Annotated in this window: 19 protein-coding genes; 5 read left to right on the forward strand and 14 right to left on the reverse strand. The window is 62.6% G+C overall.

All coding sequences use genetic code 11. From position 1 onward, the window contains the following. Positions 1 to 5: 5 nt before the first annotated feature. Entirely contained in the window at positions 6 to 1106 is a 1101-nt protein-coding gene (locus N005_RS16105) for an efflux RND transporter periplasmic adaptor subunit (protein WP_047702083.1), read from the reverse strand. A gap of 93 nt (positions 1107 to 1199) precedes the next feature. Between N005_RS16105 and N005_RS16110 the strand changes: the two genes are divergently transcribed. Next, positions 1200 to 1835, forward strand: a complete 636-nt coding sequence (locus tag N005_RS16110; RefSeq protein WP_047702084.1) for a TetR/AcrR family transcriptional regulator — start codon at positions 1200 to 1202, stop codon at positions 1833 to 1835. Between the two features lie 112 nt (positions 1836 to 1947). Here the strand turns inward: N005_RS16110 and N005_RS16115 are convergent, their stop codons facing one another. After that, a complete protein-coding gene (locus N005_RS16115) occupies positions 1948 to 2730 on the reverse strand; it encodes a class I SAM-dependent methyltransferase (protein WP_047702085.1) in 783 nt (260 codons plus the stop codon). Between the two features lie 108 nt (positions 2731 to 2838). Between N005_RS16115 and N005_RS16120 the strand changes: the two genes are divergently transcribed. Beyond that, a complete protein-coding gene (locus tag N005_RS16120) occupies positions 2839 to 3459 on the forward strand; it encodes a hypothetical protein (protein ID WP_047702086.1) in 621 nt (206 codons plus the stop codon). Here N005_RS16120 and N005_RS16125 read toward each other — a convergent pair whose 3' ends face one another. The 7 genes from N005_RS16125 to ppc form a co-directional block, all read right to left on the reverse strand. After that, a complete protein-coding gene (locus N005_RS16125) occupies positions 3460 to 4161 on the reverse strand; it encodes an extensin-like domain-containing protein (RefSeq protein ID WP_047702087.1) in 702 nt (233 codons plus the stop codon). It lies immediately after the preceding gene. A gap of 9 nt (positions 4162 to 4170) precedes the next feature. After that, complete coding sequence (locus N005_RS16130; RefSeq protein WP_047702088.1) at positions 4171 to 4992, reverse strand: isocitrate lyase/PEP mutase family protein; 822 nt, start codon at positions 4990 to 4992, stop codon at positions 4171 to 4173. A gap of 33 nt (positions 4993 to 5025) precedes the next feature. Continuing rightward, complete coding sequence (locus tag N005_RS16135) at positions 5026 to 5886, reverse strand: DUF72 domain-containing protein (RefSeq protein WP_047702089.1); 861 nt, start codon at positions 5884 to 5886, stop codon at positions 5026 to 5028. Then, entirely contained in the window at positions 5886 to 6194 is a 309-nt protein-coding gene (locus N005_RS16140) for a hypothetical protein (RefSeq protein ID WP_024778986.1), read from the reverse strand. The genes N005_RS16135 and N005_RS16140 overlap by 1 nt, the downstream gene beginning before the upstream one ends. A 373-nt stretch (positions 6195 to 6567) precedes the next feature. Next, positions 6568 to 7245, reverse strand: a complete 678-nt coding sequence (tsaB, locus tag N005_RS16145) for a tRNA (adenosine(37)-N6)-threonylcarbamoyltransferase complex dimerization subunit type 1 TsaB (protein ID WP_047702090.1) — start codon at positions 7243 to 7245, stop codon at positions 6568 to 6570. 94 nt (positions 7246 to 7339) lie between these two features. Beyond that, entirely contained in the window at positions 7340 to 7990 is a 651-nt protein-coding gene (gene adk / locus N005_RS16150) for an adenylate kinase (protein ID WP_047702091.1), read from the reverse strand. A 291-nt stretch (positions 7991 to 8281) separates the two neighbouring features. Continuing rightward, a complete protein-coding gene (gene ppc / locus N005_RS16155) occupies positions 8282 to 10912 on the reverse strand; it encodes a phosphoenolpyruvate carboxylase (RefSeq protein ID WP_047702092.1) in 2631 nt (876 codons plus the stop codon). A 192-nt stretch (positions 10913 to 11104) separates the two neighbouring features. Here ppc and N005_RS16160 point away from each other — a divergent pair, with 192 nt between their 5' ends. From N005_RS16160 to lptF, 3 genes are all read left to right on the forward strand, one after another. Continuing rightward, complete coding sequence (locus N005_RS16160; protein ID WP_047702093.1) at positions 11105 to 11449, forward strand: hypothetical protein; 345 nt, start codon at positions 11105 to 11107, stop codon at positions 11447 to 11449. Positions 11450 to 11724: 275 nt separating this feature from the next. After that, entirely contained in the window at positions 11725 to 12138 is a 414-nt protein-coding gene (locus tag N005_RS16165; RefSeq protein WP_047702094.1) for a DUF4398 domain-containing protein, read from the forward strand. Positions 12139 to 12189: 51 nt separating this feature from the next. Next, positions 12190 to 12978 carry a lipotoxin F family OmpA-related lipoprotein LptF gene (gene lptF / locus N005_RS16170; RefSeq protein WP_047702246.1) on the forward strand — a complete coding sequence of 263 codons (789 nt, stop codon included), beginning with the start codon at positions 12190 to 12192 and terminating at the stop codon, positions 12976 to 12978. Positions 12979 to 13160: 182 nt separating this feature from the next. Here lptF and N005_RS16175 read toward each other — a convergent pair whose 3' ends face one another. The 5 genes from N005_RS16175 to N005_RS16195 form a co-directional block, all read right to left on the reverse strand. Further along, the gene (locus N005_RS16175; protein ID WP_047702095.1) at positions 13161 to 13490 is read right to left on the reverse strand and encodes a PA3694 family proteiin; all 330 of its coding nucleotides are present in this window, start codon (positions 13488 to 13490) and stop codon (positions 13161 to 13163) included. Further along, positions 13487 to 14392 carry an alpha/beta hydrolase gene (locus N005_RS16180; protein ID WP_047702096.1) on the reverse strand — a complete coding sequence of 302 codons (906 nt, stop codon included), beginning with the start codon at positions 14390 to 14392 and terminating at the stop codon, positions 13487 to 13489. Before N005_RS16180 ends, N005_RS16175 begins: the two co-directional genes overlap by 4 nt. Before the next feature lie 147 nt (positions 14393 to 14539). Next, positions 14540 to 15817, reverse strand: coding sequence for a flavohemoglobin expression-modulating QEGLA motif protein (locus N005_RS16185; protein ID WP_047702097.1), 1278 nt, complete (start codon positions 15815 to 15817; stop codon positions 14540 to 14542). Between the two features lie 51 nt (positions 15818 to 15868). After that, complete coding sequence (locus tag N005_RS16190) at positions 15869 to 16420, reverse strand: hypothetical protein (RefSeq protein ID WP_047702098.1); 552 nt, start codon at positions 16418 to 16420, stop codon at positions 15869 to 15871. Between the two features lie 175 nt (positions 16421 to 16595). Continuing rightward, complete coding sequence (locus N005_RS16195) at positions 16596 to 17300, reverse strand: TetR/AcrR family transcriptional regulator (RefSeq protein WP_047702099.1); 705 nt, start codon at positions 17298 to 17300, stop codon at positions 16596 to 16598. Between the last annotated feature and the right edge of the window lies 1 nt (position 17301).

Consider the following 17301-nt stretch of genomic DNA (forward strand, 5'->3'; position numbering starts at 1 on the left):
GGGGATTACTCCTTGGCCGCCAGGTTGACCACGCGGTTGGAGCGATCCACCGGCCGTACCTGCTGGCCGTCGAGGAGCACATGCACGCCGGCTGCCACCACCCAGTCATTGGCACTGAGGCCCTCAAGCACCGGAACGGTCTTTTCACCGAAGGCGCCGACCCGCACCGGGACTTTCTTCAAGGTGCTGTTGGCGTTGACCACCCAGACATACGTCGCGCCGTTTTCAGCCGTCAGGGCCGACAGCGGCACCGACAACGGCACCTTGTCGACCGTCTGGATAAACACCCGGGCGCTCTGGCCCAATTCGGCCGGAACGCTGCCTCCGGCGAATGCGACACGGGCGGCGAAGGTGCGGGACTTGGGATCGGCGGCCGGCGAGAGTTCGCGGATATGCCCATTGAAGCGCTGGCCCGGCTGGCTCCACAGTTCCACCGAGACCGGTTGGCCGATCTTGAACCGACCGAAGCTCTGTTCCGGCAGGCTGATCAGCACTTCCCGCTCGCCGTCGGTGGCGAGGGTGAAGACGGTCTGCCCGGCTTGCACCACCTGACCGACTTCCACCGAACGCCGGGCGACCACGCCATCCTGGGGCGCCCGCAATACCGAATAACTGGCCTGGTTGCTGGAGACGTCGAACTCCGCCTGGATCTGCTTGAGGCGCGCGGCACCGGAGCGGTAGAGGTTCTCGGCATTGTCGTACTGGGAACGGCTGACCATCTGCCGGTCCAGCAGTGTCTTGTAGCGATCACGCTCGGCACGCACCAGGTTCAGGTTGGCCTCGGCCGCCGCCACCTGGGCCCGGGTCGCTTCCAGCTGCAAGCGCACGTCCTGGGGATCGAGTTCGGCCAAGGGTTGGTTGGCCTTGACCCGCTGCCCCTCTTCGACCAGTCGTCGGCTCACTTTGCCGCCAATGCGAAAAGCCAGGTCCGGCTCGAAACGGGCCCGCACTTCTCCAGGGTAACTGTCGGTCGCCTGGACCGAAGGCTCCGGCTTCACGACCATGGCGGGGCGCACAGCGACCGGTACCGGTTCGTCATGACCACACGCAGACAATAAAAAAGCCAGGCTGACTGGCAGGGCGAGGGGCAATGCATAGCGGAACATGGCGGCAGACCTTTCGCTAATGGTGCTTGGAATAATTATACTGGCGGGTATGTTATTAATAGCAAACTCACCAGTCCAGTATTAAAGCGAAGAATGTCGAACAATCTTGTACCCTCCAGCGGCCCCGGCCGTCCGAAGGATCTGGTCAAGCGCCAGGCCATTCTCGACGCTGCCAAACGGCTGTTCATAGAGTTGGGTTACGCCAATACCAGCATGGATACCGTCGCCACCGAAGCGGGCGTGTCGAAGCTGACGGTCTACAGCCACTTCAACGATAAGGAAACGCTGTTCTCCGCCGCGGTGATTGCCAAGTGCGAAGAGCAGGTGCCACCGCTGTTCTTCGAATGGCCGGACGGCGTGCCGATTGAACGCGTGCTGTTGAACATCGCCCGTGGCTTCCACCTGCTGGTCAACAGCGAAGAATCGGTGAACCTGCATCGGGTGATCATGGCCCTGGGCAGCCAGGACCCCAAGCTTTCGACGATCTTCTACCAGGCCGGTCCCGAGCGGATGCTCTCGGGCATGGAGCGGCTGCTGGCCAAGGTCAACCAGAGCGGTGCCCTGTGCATCGACAAACCCCGCCATGCGGCGGAGCACTTCTTCTGCCTGATCAAGGGTGCGGCGAATTTCCGCTTACTGTATGGCTGCGGCGCACCGTTGCAGGCTGAAGCGGCCGAGGAGCATGTGCAGGAGGTGGTGGGGTTGTTCATGCGGGCTTATCGGCCTTAGGTTTCCGGTGCCTGGGCCGGCCCCATCGCGAGCAGGCTCGCTCCCACAAAGGATTTGTGTCATTCACAGCCCCTGTGGGAGCGAGCCTGCTCGCGATGAAAGCAACCCAGTCTCAGGCCTTGAGCGCCTTCTTGGGATAAATGTCGTAGCGACTGGATTTGCCATCGAGCCCATGGCTCGGCTTCGGCCCTTCGATGCACGGCGCCTTGCGCGGGCGCTTGACCACCACCCGGTGCGTCGCCAGGGCCAGGGCCGCGGCCAGCAACGCCGGCGCGTCGGGGTCGTCGCCAACCAAAGGCCGGAACAGGCGCATCTCTTTTTTCACCAGGGCAGTTTTCTCACGATGTGGAAACATCGGGTCCAGGTAGATCACCTGGGGCGGCTCGCCTTCCCAGTTTTGCATCACCTCGATGGAATTGCCTTTGAGCAGGTGCATGCGGGCCACGATGGGCGCCACGTCGAAATCCTCCGCGCCACGGGCCAGTCCGTCCTCCAGTAAGGCACCGATCAACGGCTGACGCTCGATCAGGCTCATCTCACAGCCCAGGCTGGCCAGCACGAAGGCGTCCTTGCCCAACCCGGCCGTGGCATCCAGCACACGGGGACGCACCCCTTGGGCGATTCCGACCGCCTTGGCGATCATCTGGCCGCTGCCGCCACCGTACAACCGGCGATGGGCCGCGCCGCCCTCGACAAAATCCACCCGCACCGGCCCCGGCGCGTCCGGCCCCAACTGCTGCAATTGCAGCCCGTGTTCGCCGACCTGCAAGGCAAACTCGCCATCGTCCACCTGCAAGGGCAGGCCAAGGCGCTGGGCCCAGTCCTCGGCCTGAGGCTGAAAGGCCGGGGCCAGGGCCTCGACGTGGATGCGGCAGGCCGCGGGTTGCTCACTCATGGAAGTTGTTCATTCATGGAAATATGCTCAAAAAATTAAGGATCGGCAAAAACGGCCGATAACAACGGTGAACGGCATTTTGCCAGAGCTGAGCGTCGACCGAGAAAAATGTCAGACATTCATTCCACATCGATAGGCGTTATCTCCCGTTACGGTGATTACAGCCTGCGCAACACCCAGGCCCTGAGCGGCGTCAGTCACCTGTGGCAAGATTTTTTTGCCCGGGCCCTGGCCGATCAGCTGGGTGAAAACGCACCCGCGCCTGGCAGCTACCAGCCCGTCGCCCTCGATGAGGCCGTTGAACCGACCCTCGGCGCCGAACTGCTGGACCACATCGTCAGCCAACGCACTTGCGACGTAACCGAAACCCAGGTCAAACCGCCTGAGCCGCTGTTCCTGCCCATCGCCGAATTCGAACTGGACCTGCTGGACAAGCCGTTCCCACCCTTCCCGCCGGAAGAAATCAGCGCCCAGCAAAAACAGCAGAACTTCGAGAGCAACTGGGTTCGCCCCATCGTCCTCGCTGCCGGCCAACCGCTGCCGGAACCCGGCCCGGCGCCGCAGCCACGCCCATTGCACCTGCCGATTGCCGAATTCGAACTCGATCTGCTGGACAAGCCATTCCCGCCGTTCCCGGAAGAAGAAATCGTCGCCCAGCAGAAAGCCCTGGACTTCGACACTCGCTGGGCACGCCCGATTGTGCTGCAGAACCTGCGCATCGCCGCCTGATCACCTACAGATCCACCAAGGCCCCACATCCAGGTGGAAATGGTTTCGGTGGGCTGCGTTGTAGTCCGGGCTCAAGACCACACTGAACATGTCACAGGCACCGTCGCGCACCTGATGCAGGAAACGCGCGTCGGCATTGTCCTTCGGCCAGTCCCGGAGGACGCTGACCGAGCGGCCATCGGCCAGGCGAAACCCGGCGATGTCCAGCGCACTGGCCGTGGCATGCTGGCTGCGCGCGCCGTTTTCACGGCCGTACATGTTGCGACAGGCGAAGCTGCCGAGATGGTCGACACGCGTCACTTTCTGCCCGTAGGCGGCCTGTGCAGCCGGTTGCAGCGCATGCCGCTCGAACAAGGCGAATGCCACCGCCAGGGAGCAACTGGCGAGGAAGCTGCTGCTCAACGCCACCTCGCCGCCCTGCACCCGCAGCACGTTGGTCAGCGGGCAGTTGGCCGCGGGGTTGCTGTCAGCCTGATGGGCGACCCGCAACCCCGACGTAGCAAGGGCCTGCTCACACAGTTGCGGGTCATTGCGCAAGGCCATGAGTTTGTAGCGGGTCAGCAGGTTCGGTGGCGCCCGGACGTCCAGGGGCGCCCAGGGATTCCATTCCGGCGGCAGCGGTAACCAACCCCGCCACACGCCCAATACCGCCACGCCGACAATCAGCACCAGCAACAACATCAAGCCTTTGGCAATTCTCACGACCGGACATCAACCCTTGAACAACTGGTTGGCCTGCTTGAACGGCATCGAGCGTTGGGTAAAGGTGAACGTGCCCTGCTCGCGGATTTCCCCAGCGGCGCGCATGAACTCGCCGTACGCCGCCAGGGCCAACGCCGAGCCGACGCTGATGCGCCTGGCGCCCAGCTCGCTCAATTGCGCGAGTGTCAGGTCCAGCGCCCCGGACATCAGCACGTTCACCGGTTTCGGCGCCACGGCTTGCACCACCGCGAGCACTTGTTCGGCGGTACTCAAGCCAGGGGCATAGAGCACGTCGGCACCGGCGTCGGCGAACGCTTTCAGGCGACGGATCGTGTCATCCAGGTCCGGGTTGCCGTGGAGGAAGTTCTCCGCCCGGGCAGTCAGCAGGAACGGGTAAGGCAGGCTGCGTACCGCTTCGGCCGCGGCCTTGACCCGCGCCACGGCATGCTCGAAGCAATAGATCGGGCTGTCTTCGCGTCCCGTGGCATCTTCGATGGACCCGCCGACCGCGCCGGCTTCTGCCGCGCGCAGCAGGTTACGGGCGCAATCTTCGGGGGCGTCGGCGAAACCGTTCTCGAAATCGACCGCCACCGGCAGGTCAGTGGCGGCCACGATCGCGCGGACATTGGCCAGCGTGTCTTCCAGCCCCAGCGCGCCGTCCGGGCGTCCCAGGGAAAAAGCGTGACCGGCGCTGGTAGTGGCCAAGGCCTCGAACCCCAGGCTGGCCAACATCTTCGCGGAACCGGCGTCCCACGGGTTGGGAATGACAAAAGCCCCTTCGCGTTCGTGCAAGGCTTTGAACGCCTGGGCCCGACGGTTTTGCGCATCCATTTAGGTCACTCCTGAGCTGAGAAGGATCCGGCCTCAGAGCAAACCCAACTGCTCGGCGGCGGGCTCTCTGTATAACTCAGGCAGGGCCGGCAAGCCAGGCAATCGCTGCATCAACCGCTGATGAAAACGCAGCGCCAGCTTCGCCGCCAGCAGGTTGTCGGCGGTGTGCAGGAAGATGTAGGGCGTACGCCCTTCTTCGATCCAACCGGCAATTTTCTCCACCCAGGGCGTCAGGAATGGCTCGTTGGCCTCCAGCACCGGATGACCGATGAAGCGCACCTGCGGGCATTGGGTGAAAGCCGCCGGCCGGGGTGGTACCCGCGGCTTTTTCGATTGGGCATGGAGCACGGCAGGATCGCTGGAAGTGCAACTGAACAGGGCCCGGGGATCGAGGCAGATACGCTCGACGCCACGATCGAGCAGCAGGCGATTGAGCCGCCGTTCGGCATCGCCTTTGGCAAAGAACTCATCGTGACGGACCTCCACCGCCAGCGGGCGCTGCAAGGCGTCGATGAACCCCGCCAGTTCCGCCAATCGATTCGGCGTGAACGCCTTGGACAGCTGCAGCCAGAGCGGCGAAACCCGTTCGCCCAAAGGGCTGAGCAGTTGCAGGAAGGTGTCGACGGCCGTCTGGTGCTCGCGCAGATCGCCGTTGTGGCTGATCTCGCCGGGGAACTTGGCGGTGAAGCGAAAGTGCGCGGGCATGGCCTCGGCCCAACGCTGCACGATAGCCGCGGACGGGCTCGCGTAGAAGGTCGTGTTGCCTTCCACGGCGTTGAACACCTGGGAATACCAATTCAGGAAATCGGAGCTTCTGGCGTCCTGGGGATAGAGGTAATCGCGCCAGGCGTTTTCGCTCCAGGAGGGGCAGCCGAGGTAGTAAGGCAACGCCATCAGATGTAGAGGTCGAGCCCCAGTACTTCCATATCCCAATCGACGAAACCGGCGGTGCTCAAGTAGCTGGCCAAGGCCGTGGCGACACTGCGGCTCATGGAACGGTGGTAGAGCATGTCTTGCTGGCGAGCGGGGAGATTGCTCAAGCGCTGTGCGGAAGCTTTGGCGGCACGGGCGGCCAGTTGCTCCTCAGACGGAAACTCCAATTCGCCATCGACGTCGTCGAAGGATTCCTGATCAGCGACCTTGCCCGTCCTGGGCCGGCGCTTGATGGGGTAAGACTGCGGTGAATATCCGTCTATACGCATAACAGAATGCTCAGTATCAATGATGGCAATTTAGCGGCACTTTCCCAGCCGCGCAAATGCGCAAGTGATAACTAGAACACATAAAGCCGAAAAGGTTTAAAAACCGGGCAAAAAAATGACGACTGGTAATATTGGATGTGACTTTTTGAGGTGGGAATGACTTTCGAGGATCTCGAGAACCTTGGGTCTGGACGCCTTTTGTGGCGAGGGAGCTTGCTCCCGTCCGATTGCGCAGCAATCGCAAAAAGCGAGGGCTGCTTCGCACCCCAGCGGGAGCAAGCTCCCTCGCCACAGCACCCCCCCCTCTCCACAGTCAGTTCCCCTTGCCCCAGCAAGCTCCCTTGCCACAGCCCTGCCCGCTTGAGAGTGTGGATTATCGCTCGGACTTGGGAGTCGCGACCTTGTCCCGCAGGTACACCGGCTGGGCATCGTCGGCCGGGATGGCTTCGCCGCGTTCCCAGGCGAAACGGGCCAGGGCCAACAGGTCTTCGGCGTGGGGCAGCAGGCTGGCGTCCTGGCCGCCGAGCTTGACGGCGATGCGCTCGCCATAGCCCCAACCGGTACCGGCGCCAAACCACTCACCCGCCGCCTCTGCCGGCAAGGCCGCTACTTCGGGCGGCAGCACCGCCTCGGCACCCACCAGACGCATCTCGCCAGCGCTTTCGCGGTAGCAGCCCCAATACACCTCGTCCATGCGTGCATCGATGGCCGCGGCCACCTGCCGGGCGCCGTGTTCACGCAAGGCACGCTGGGCCAGCACCGCCAGATTCGACACCGGCAACACCGGCCGCTCCAACGCGAACGCCAGTCCCTGTACGACGCCGATGGCGATGCGCACACCGGTAAAGGCCCCCGGGCCACGACCAAACGCAATCGCGTCCACAGCCTGCAGGGTTGTGCCGGCATCGCTGAGCAACTGCTGGATCATCGGCAACAGTTTCTGTGCATGCAGGCGTGGAATCACCTCGTAATGGCTCGTGACCTTGCCGTCGTGCAGCAGGGCAACGGAGCAAGCTTCGGTCGCGGTGTCCAGGGCCAGCAAGGTGCTCATCGATGTGTCCGTCAATCAGGGGGAAAAAAGGGGCGCCAGTATAAACAACTACGGCCCGCAAGCGGGCCGTAGTTGGTGCAACCGAGCAGGCTTTTCAGCTCAGCGCTTCAAGCACCTTGCCGGTGATCGCATCGACCGTGCCGACGCCCGGGATGTGGCTGTACTTGGGCTTGCCGCCGGTCTTGGCGGACAGCTTCTGGTAGAAGTCCACCAGCGGCTTGGTCTGGGAATGGTAGACCGACAGGCGATGACGCACGGTTTCTTCGGTGTCGTCCTTGCGCTGCACCAGCTCTTCACCGGTGAGGTCGTCCTTGCCAGCGACTTTCGGCGGGTTGTAGACGGTGTGGTAGACGCGGCCGGAAGGCTCGTGGACGCGACGCCCGGCGATACGCTGGACGATCTCTTCGTCGTCGACGGCGATCTCGACGACGTGATCCAGTTCCACACCGGCTTCCACCAGGGCTTCGGCCTGGGGAATGGTGCGCGGGAAACCGTCGAAGAGGAAACCCTTGGCGCAGTCGGGTTGGGCGATGCGATCCTTGACCAGGGCAATGATCAGGTCATCCGACACCAGGCCGCCGGCATCCATGATGCTCTTGGCCTTGATGCCCAGCTCGGTGCCGGCCTTGACCGCTGCACGCAGCATGTCGCCGGTGGAGATTTGCGGGATACCGAATTTTTCGGTGATGAACTTTGCCTGAGTACCTTTACCGGCCCCGGGAGCTCCCAGCAGAATGACGCGCATCGATGTGCTCCTCAATTTTTTTATGTAAAACGCTCGGATTCGCCTCGTCGGGCCAATCTCGGAAAACTGGAATCGTGACCGCCCAAACGGCCAAAGGCTGATCAAGATACACAGCGGGCCCGACCCACACAAGCCGCCGAAAGTCGGAGGAACCGGCGTCCGACGCGACCTTTGGAGGGGGTGGCGAGAGTCGCAACCGGGCAACAAACTGTCGCCTGGCCGACCTGCTGCCCTTCCCGCAAGGCACCGCCCGGCGACACCGGGCGAGCCGTTTCGAGGTGCCGCTTGAGCTTAGCCGGTGTTGCGCAATCCGGCGGCGATACCCGCCACAGACACCAGCAATGCTTGCTCCACGGGGCTGCCCTGGGCGACGTCCTGTTGCCGCGAGCGGGCCAGCAGTTCGGCTTGCAACAGGTGCAAGGGGTCGAGATAGGTGTTGCGCAGGCGAATGAATTCGAGCGTCTCTGGGCTATGTGCCAGTAGTTGCGACTGCCCGGTCAACCCCAGCACCACGGAGCAGGCCTGCGACAATAGGTCGCGTAAATGCGCACCCAAAGGTCGCAGTGCAGGTTCCACCAGACGCTCGTCGTAGGAGCGCGCAATATCGGCATCGGCCTTGGCCAGCACCATTTCCAGCATGTCGATGCGGGTACGGAAGAACGGCCACTGCTCGCGCATCTGCCCCAGCAATTCGCCCTCGCCCCGCTCCAGGGCCTTGCCCAGGGCGGTTTCCCAGCCGAGCCAGGCCGGGAGCATCAGGCGGGTCTGGGTCCAGCCGAAAATCCACGGAATAGCCCGCAGGCTTTCGATACCCCCGGCCCGGCGCTTGGCCGGCCGACTGCCCAGGGGCAAGCGTCCCAGTTCCTGCTCCGGGGTGGACTGACGGAAGTACTCGACGAACTGTGGGTTTTCCCGCACCACGGCACGGTAGGCATTGACGCCGTCGGTCGCCAGTTCGTCCATCAGGTGTCGCCATTCGGGCGTGGGTGGCGGCGGCGGGAGCAGGGTCGCTTCGAGCACGGCCGCGAGGTACAGGTTGAGGTTCTGTTCGGCGATGTCCGGCAGGCCGAATTTGAAACGAATCATTTCGCCCTGCTCGGTGGTGCGGAAACGCCCCGCCACCGACCCCGGCGGCTGGGACAGAATCGCCGCGTGGGCCGGACCGCCGCCGCGGCCAACCGTGCCACCACGGCCATGGAACAGCAGCAGTTCGACCTGCTGCTCGCGACAGATCTCCACCAACCGCTCCTGGGCCCGATACTGTGCCCAGGCCGCGGCGGTGGTCCCCGCATCCTTGGCCGAATCGGAATAGCCGATCATCACTTCCTGGGGCCCATGAAGGCGCGCGCGATAGCCCGGCAGCAGCAACAGCCGTTCGATCACCGGCCCGGCGTTGTCCAGGTCGGCCAGGGTTTCGAACAGCGGCACCACCCGCATCGGCCGCAGCACACCGGCCTCTTTCAGCAACAGTTGTACCGCCAGCACATCGGAAGCCGCACCGGCCATGGAAATCACATAGGAACCCAGGGACGCCGCCGGCGCCGCTGCGACTTCCCGGCAGGTGGCCAGGACTTCCGCCGTATCGGCCGACGGCTTGAAGTTGGTCGGCAGCAATGGCCGGCGATTATTCAGTTCGTCCAGCAAGAAGCCGATGCGCTGTTCCTCGCTCCACTCCTCATAGCGCCCCAACCCCAGGTAGTCGGTGATTTCCGTCATGGCCGCCGTGTGCCGGGTCGAATCCTGGCGCACGTCGAGCCGCACCAGGAACAAGCCGAAGGTCACCGCCCGGCGCAGGCAATCGAGCAGCGGCCCATCGGCGATCACCCCCATGCCGCAGTCGTGCAGCGACTGGTAGCACAACTCCAGGGGATCCAGCAGCTCGCGGTTGTTCTGCAATACATCGGTGCCGGCCGGTGTGGTGCCTTTCAAGGAAGCCTGGGCCCAGTTGCGCGTGGCGCGCAGGCGTTCGCGCAGTTGCTTGAGCACGGCACGGTAGGGTTCGGCGCTGTCGCCGGCCTGGGCACGCAAGGCCTCGCTGGCCTTCTGCATGGACAGGTCGGCGGCCAGTTGATCGACGTCGCGCAAATACAGGTCCGCCGCCATCCACCGCGCCAGCAACAGCACTTCACGGGTCACCGCGGCCGTGACATTCGGGTTGCCGTCGCGGTCACCGCCCATCCACGAGGCAAAGCGCACCGGCGCCGCCTCCAGCGGCAGGCGCAGCCCGGTGGCGGCATGCAGGGCCTGGTCGGCTTTGCGCAGGTAATTGGGAATGGCCTGCCACAGCGAGTGCTCGATCACCGCGAAGCCCCACTTGGCTTCGTCCACGGGGGTCGGCCGGGTGCGGCGGATTTCCTCGGTGTGCCAGGCTTCGGCGATCAGCCGTTGCAGGCGCTCGTGGATCTGCGCACGCTCGGCACTGGTCAGGTCGCGGTGATCCTGGGCCGCCAGTTGCGCGGCGATGGCATCGTATTTCTGGATCAAGGTACGGCGGGCGACTTCGGTGGGGTGGGCCGTGAGCACCAGCTCGATTTCCAGGCGCCCCAGCTGCCGCGCCAGGGACTCGGCGGCATGGCCTTCAGCGCGCAACCGGGCAAGCAACTCAGGCAACACCCGCGCCTCGAACGGCGCTGGCTGTGATTCTTCACGGCGGTGGATCAGCTGGTACTGCTCGGCAATGTTCGCCAGGTTGAGGAACTGGTTGAACGCCCGCGCCACCGGCAGCAGTTCGTCTTCGCTCAACTGGTTGAGACTGGCACTGAGTTCGGCATCCACGGAGCCGCGTCGATCGGCCTTGGCGCCCTTGCGGATCTGCTCGATCTTGTCGAGAAACCTGTCCCCGTACTGTTCGCGGATGGTATTGCCCAGCAGCTCGCCGAGCAGGTGGACATCCTCGCGCAAGCGGGCATCGATATCGGTCATCAGCAGTTCTCCAGCAAAAAAGGTCCGGACAGCTCTTGGGTGAGACGTTCACAAGAGAGTGCCGATGCCAGCCACGTATGACAAGCGACGAAGGGTCTTTAAACCTTGTCGGACAAAGCTAGTCTCAACAGTAAGCCACACGACGGCTTGTCACTCACCGTGCCTGCCACGAGCAGGTCTAATGAGGCCATCATGAAAATCCGTGAGCTTGCCCAGCATTGGGAAGAGAACGCCAAGGGTCACCTGACCCAGACCGGCTACACCATTCACCTGGACATGGAAGCCGCCGCCCGCCTTGCCGCGATCTGCGACATGTACCCCAAGCGCCAGCCCGAGGAACTGCTCGGCGAACTGATCGGCGCCGCCCTGGAGGAACTGGAAGCGAGCTTCCCGTACATCAAGGGCTCCCAAGTGGTCGCCACCGACGAGGAAGGCGACCCGCTGTATGAAGACGTTGGCCCGACGCCGCGTTTTCTCGCCCTGTCCCGGCGTCATTTGCATCAACTCAGTTCACAGAACGACAAGTCGAAGCACTGATCCCTCTTCCATTTCCTCCCCCTATTCCAGCGCCATGAACGGCGCTGGAATACCGTTGCGCGCCAGGAAAGTTCAGCTTTTTTGCCCCTGACCGATCAGTCAGCAAGGCTTTTTGGCGATTGGCCATCTTGGCTGAACTTTTGAAAAACGCCTCGGGTCACACCGAGTAACCATACTGGAACGGTTGTTTAAATAAACGCGCCTGGCACCAGCATCTAAACGGACGTCAAGGCTTCGGTTCCGGCATGGATTTGTAGTTTCCCAGGAGTTTTCCAATGGAGTTGAAGCCTATGAATACCTGCACTGCCAAACCCTCATTCAATGGCCTGCGTGGTCTGAAGTTGGCTGCCCTGGCCATCGGAAGCAGCTTCATCCTCGCAGGATGCGCCGGCAATCCGCCTTCGGAGCAGTACGCAGTCACGCAATCGGCCGTCAACAGCGCAGTCAGCGCCGGCGGTACCGAATTCGCTGCGGTGGAAATGAAGTCGGCCCAGGACAAGCTCAAGCAAGCCGAGCTGGCCATGCACGACAAGAAATACGACGAAGCCAAGCGTCTGGCCGAACAGGCCGAGTGGGACGCCCGCGTCGCCGAACGCAAGGCCCAGGCCGCCAAGGCCGAACAGGCACTCAAGGATTCCCAGAAAGGGGTTCAGGAACTGCGTCAGGAAGGCATGAACAAGGTTCAGTAAGCCGTTCACGCCACGACGTACTTCTCATCGATAAAAGGACGACAGACTATGATGCACAAACATTTGATGATGCCCGCCCTGCTCGCTGCCTGCGTAGCCCTGGCCGCTTGCTCCCACGATCCGAACGTCAACCTGGAACAGGCCCGCACCAACTACAACGGCCTGCAGGCCGATCCGGCAGCGACCAAGGTGGCCGCGCTGGAAACCAAGGACGCCGCCGATTTCCTGGCCAAGGCCGACAAGGCTTACCTGGACCGGGAAGACGAAGCCAAGGTCGACCAATTGGCCTACCTGACCAACCAGCGCGTCGAAGTGGCCAAGCAGACCATTGCCCTGCGTACCGCCGAGATGGAGTTGAAAAACGCCGGCGACGAACGCGCCCGTGCCTTGCTCGATGCCCGCAACGCGCAGATCAAGCAACTGCAGGACAGCCTCAACGCCAAGCAGACCGAACGCGGTACCCTGGTGACCTTCGGTGACGTGCTGTTTGCCACCAACAAGTCCGACCTGCGTTCCAGCGGCCTGGTCAACGTGAATAAACTGGCGCAGTTCCTCCAGGAAAACCCTGACCGCAAGGTGATCGTCGAGGGCTACACCGACAGTACCGGTTCGGATTCCTACAACCAGTCGCTGTCCGAACGCCGCGCCGGTTCCGTGCGCACCGCCCTGGTGAAAATGGGCGTCGACCCGGCCCGCATCGTGACCCAGGGTTATGGCAAGGAATTCCCGGTGGCCGACAACAACAGCGTTTCGGGCCGCGCCATGAACCGTCGGGTGGAAGTCACCATCTCCAACGACAACCAGCCAGTGGCACCCCGCTCGAGCATGAGCGCCAACTGATCGGCTGGAAGCAACGAAAAAGCCCCGCCTGAGCAATTCAGGCGGGGCTTTTTTATCTGTCGAATATTTCCCCTTGTGGGAGCGAGCCTGCTCGCGATGGCGTCAATTCAGCCAGTCATGCATCGGCTGACACTCCGCCATCGCGAGCAGGCTCGCTCCCACAGGGTCATCGAACTCTGGCATTACGGCTGAAGCTTCTGCGGCGTCTCCTGCCCCATGCACCGCACCGCGCGTTTCTTTTCATTGACCAGCACACCCGTCAGGCCTTTCTGTTCGGTGTCGAACAGCACCAGCACGCCGTCGATGCACTGGGCCACCTGGGACGCCGGCTCCAGGGAAACCTTGTAGTCTTCTCCCGGCAGGGTCTTGAGCATGGTGAACTCATTGAGCAACAGCGCATCCTCGGGTTTGGCGAAGTGCAGGTAGCCGTAGTACCACAGCACCGCGACGGTGCCGAGGATGCTGCAGATACCGGTGATGATCAGGGGGATGGCGTTGCGTTCTTCGCTCATTGCGGGCTCTCTGGAGATTCAACGGGTGATTTCGGGTAATTCGGGACTTCGCCCAGGCGGCGCAGCCCGTCGAAGTGTTGCGGGTCGTCGAGGTAGCGCAGCATCACAGTGCGCCAGACCGGATCGGCAAACGTCTGCACGTGCCCGCCACGGGTCAGCTGCAGGACCCGCGGCGGCGGCGCAGCTTGATACAGGCGGATACCGTTGGAAAGAGGCACGATAGGGTCGTCGAGGCTGTGGTAGATCAGTTTCGGCACGCCATTCAATTGCGCGATGGAGCCGATGGCGCTGTCGCCGTCGGGCACCAGCCAGGACAAGGGTACCTGGAAGGCCCAGGTCAGCCACGACGTGCTCAGGGCAAAACGTCCAACATCGCGATAACTGGCAGGCACGCCGTCGAGTACCAGGGCCTTGAGCTGCTGCTGGCGCTGCGGATGATCGACCAGGTAATGCACCGCCAGCGCGCCACCCAGGCTTTGGCCTAGCAGCACCAACGGCTTGCCCTGGACCTCCGGCGCCTGGTCGAGCCATTTGAATGCCGCGTCGAGGTCCTGATAGATCGCCGGCAGGCTCGCCTCACCTTCGGACAAGCCATAACCGCGATAGTCCACCATCAGCACCTGATAGCCCTGCTCCGGCAGCCACCAGCTACCGCCCAGGTGCCAGGCGAGGTTGCCGCCGTTACCGTGCAGGTGCAGCACCGTGCCCTTGACCTCGACACCCTGCTTGACCGGGAGCCACCAGCCATGGAGCTTCAAGCCATCGGCGGTAAGCAGGGTGATGTCACGGTATTCGAGTCGCGCCCGCTCCGGGGTGAAGGGCTGGCCGCGCTCGGGGTAGAACAACAGCGAACTGCAACCACTCAGGGCCAGTAGCAGGCAAAAGATGCCGAGGGTTCGCATCCGGTGAACCTCGCATAAGTTTGAAGTTGAAACACAGTCCCTGTGGGAGCGAGCCTGCTCGCGATAGTGGTGTGTCAGTTAATGCACAGGTTCCTGACACACCGCTATCGCGAGCAGGCTCGCTCCCACATTTGGACAGTGAGATGTCTACAGGATATTGGAATAATCCGCTTCGATCCGGTCCAGGCTCAGATGGTTCAGGAAGTTCGAGAAACACATCCAGGCCGACAGTGCGTTCATGTCGCGGAACTGGTCGGGCAGGTACTTGGGCGGCACCACCAGGCCTTCGTCCACCAACTGCCGCAGGGTACGCATATCCTCCAGGGTGGTCTTGCCGCAGAACAGCAGCGGCACCTGTTCCAGCTTGCCTTTACGCACGGCCAACTGAATGTAGTTGTAAACCATGATGAAGCCCTTGAGATAGGACAAGTCTTTGGTAAATGGCAGACCGTTCGGCACCGAGCCACGGAAAACCCGGCTGGCGTTGCCGTAGCTTTCGGCCATTTCAAAGCCCTGCTCGCGGAAGAACTCGAAGACCTGCAGGAAGTCGGCTCCCTCCTCCACCATATGGATGGCGCGGGTGCGGTTGGTCAGTTTGCGCAGGCGACTCGGATAGGAGGCAAACGTGATGATCTCCATCAGGATCGCCAGGCCCTCCTGGGTCACGGTGGACGAGGGCGGGCCCTTGGACAGGAACGTGCAGATCGGCTGGTTCAAGCCGTTGAGGGTCGTGCCGACGTGTACAAGGCCTTCATGGACCTCCAGGGCCCGCACGTCCCGTTCGTTGAACATCGCATCGGCGCGGATCTTGATGTAGTCGGCCCCCGCCGCCGCGTCCGCGACGATTCCGTCGGACTCGAACACCCGAATGGTTTCCTCGGCTTCGCCGAAGACCCGGTTGAGGCGATGCTGCAGCAGGCCGACCGCTTCCTTGGCACTGAGGACCTTGGGTTCGTCCTTCAAATCGCCACGGCCATCGATGTTGTTCAGGTAGTCGGACAGCATCAGGCCCAGGTCGGACAGGGTCGGGTCGCCGGCATGGAAGGCATCGGAGGCGGCGCCGTAGAGCTCCTGGGAAATCAGCCCGAAGTCCTCGGTGCCGCGCGCTTCGAGCATGCGCACCACCATGCGGTATTCCTTGCACATGCGACGCATGATCTGGCCGACCGGGTTGAACTGCCCGAGCTGACGGGTAATGTCGCGCTCGATGTTCTGGAATTCCAGCTTGACCTTGCTGGAATCGAAGGACAGCGGTCGGTTGAGGTAGTAATCACGGTCCACGGCAGGCGGTTCCTTGCCCTTGGCCTTGAGAAACCCCTTGCGGATGTTCTCGTCCCATTTCACCGCGTCGAGAATGCGAATCGGCGTTTGCGCCAGCACTATGCGATCGGACAAGGTGCGTATCGTCTGCTGGTAATCGTCCACCCGGAACTCCTGTGAAAAACGTCCGCTTGTTGCTGTTATTGATGCCTGAGTCTATTGGGATTTGAGCCGCTGGTAACGCACGGCCTCCGAAAACACATCGGAATTGGCCGGGTCGTCGAGGTAACTGAAGACTTTGTTCATGTCGCTGTCCACCAGGACCCCATCGCCCTCCTCACTCCGGCTCGGCTGGCCGCTGAGGATTTTCTGGCCGATGGCCTGGTTGATCTGTTCCATGTCCAGGTTATAAACCACCAGTTCCTGCTTGTCGGTCAGTTCGAAACCGGCGATCACGAAATGCCCGCCGTACCGGGCCGGTACCTTGGCCGACAGGTACCAGCGGCTGCCGTGACGGGAAACGGTCAGGGGAATGGCTTCCCGCTCCTGGGGCCTGGCCCTGAAGTAACTGATAGCCTGGTAGCGGTGCTTGCCGACTTTCGTCAGTTCCAGGTTCAGCGGCTCGCCCCAGGCATTGGTACTGGTCCAATGGCCGAGCAGGCCCTTGGGCGCGACCTCGGCGTCGGGCAACGGCGCCTTGAAGGACACCAGGCAGCCACTGAGCAGCAGCAACGACACGGCCATTACAACGGCATGCCAGGCTTTCATTGGAACTCCCTATGGCTGGCGACTGGACCTTTGTGGCGAGGGGATTTATCCCCGCTGGGGCGCGTAGCGGCCCTGAAACCACGCGACTCGATATTTCATGTTAATTGAGTCGCCAGTTTTGGGGCTGCTACGCAGCCCAGCGGGGATAAATCCCCTCGCCACAGGGGCTGTGTGTTCAGACAGACGCCAATACCAGGTGCATGTAGCGGGTCAAAATGCCGAGCATGTCTTCACCGGCGACAGGCTCGGTACCATTGAGCAAGCCCTGATATTCCATCCGTCCGATAATCGCCGTCAACACTTTGGCATCCTGTTGCGGCTCGCGGGAGCCCAACACCTGGAAAAACTGGCAGGTGCCATGCAGCAGGATCTGCTGGTGCGAGCGCACCAGTTCCGCCAGGCGCGGGTTGAGCAGCGCTTCCTGGCGGAAGGCCTGCTCGGCCATCAGGTAGTCGCGGCGGCTGTCCAGTTGATGCTGCACGTAGTCAGCGGTCATCCGGGCAATATCATCGGCCAGTTGCGAACGGGATTCGGGGCTGCCGTCGCCGTACGCGACCATTTCCCGCAGCAAGCCTTCGTTGTTGGTCCACAGCTTGGCCATGAACGCCGCGCTGCGCTCCACGTACTGGGCGAAGGTATCGGTGAGCAGGTCATCGATGTCCTTGAAATAATACGTGGTGGCGGACAACGGCACGCCCGCTTCGGCGGCCACGGCCCGGTGTCGCACGGCTCGCACACCATCGCGCACCACAATGCGCATGGCCGCATCGAGAATCTCCTGGCGACGCTGTTCACTGCCCTGTCGGCTCGCCTTGCGGCCCTGGTACTGAACACTTTCAGCGACTGCAGTGGCGACGCCCGCTGCACCTTCTGGAGACATT

The sequence above is a fragment of the Pseudomonas mediterranea CFBP 5447 genome, assembly GCF_000774145.1.
In the GTDB taxonomy this organism is placed as follows: Bacteria; Pseudomonadota; Gammaproteobacteria; order Pseudomonadales; family Pseudomonadaceae; genus Aquipseudomonas; species Aquipseudomonas mediterranea.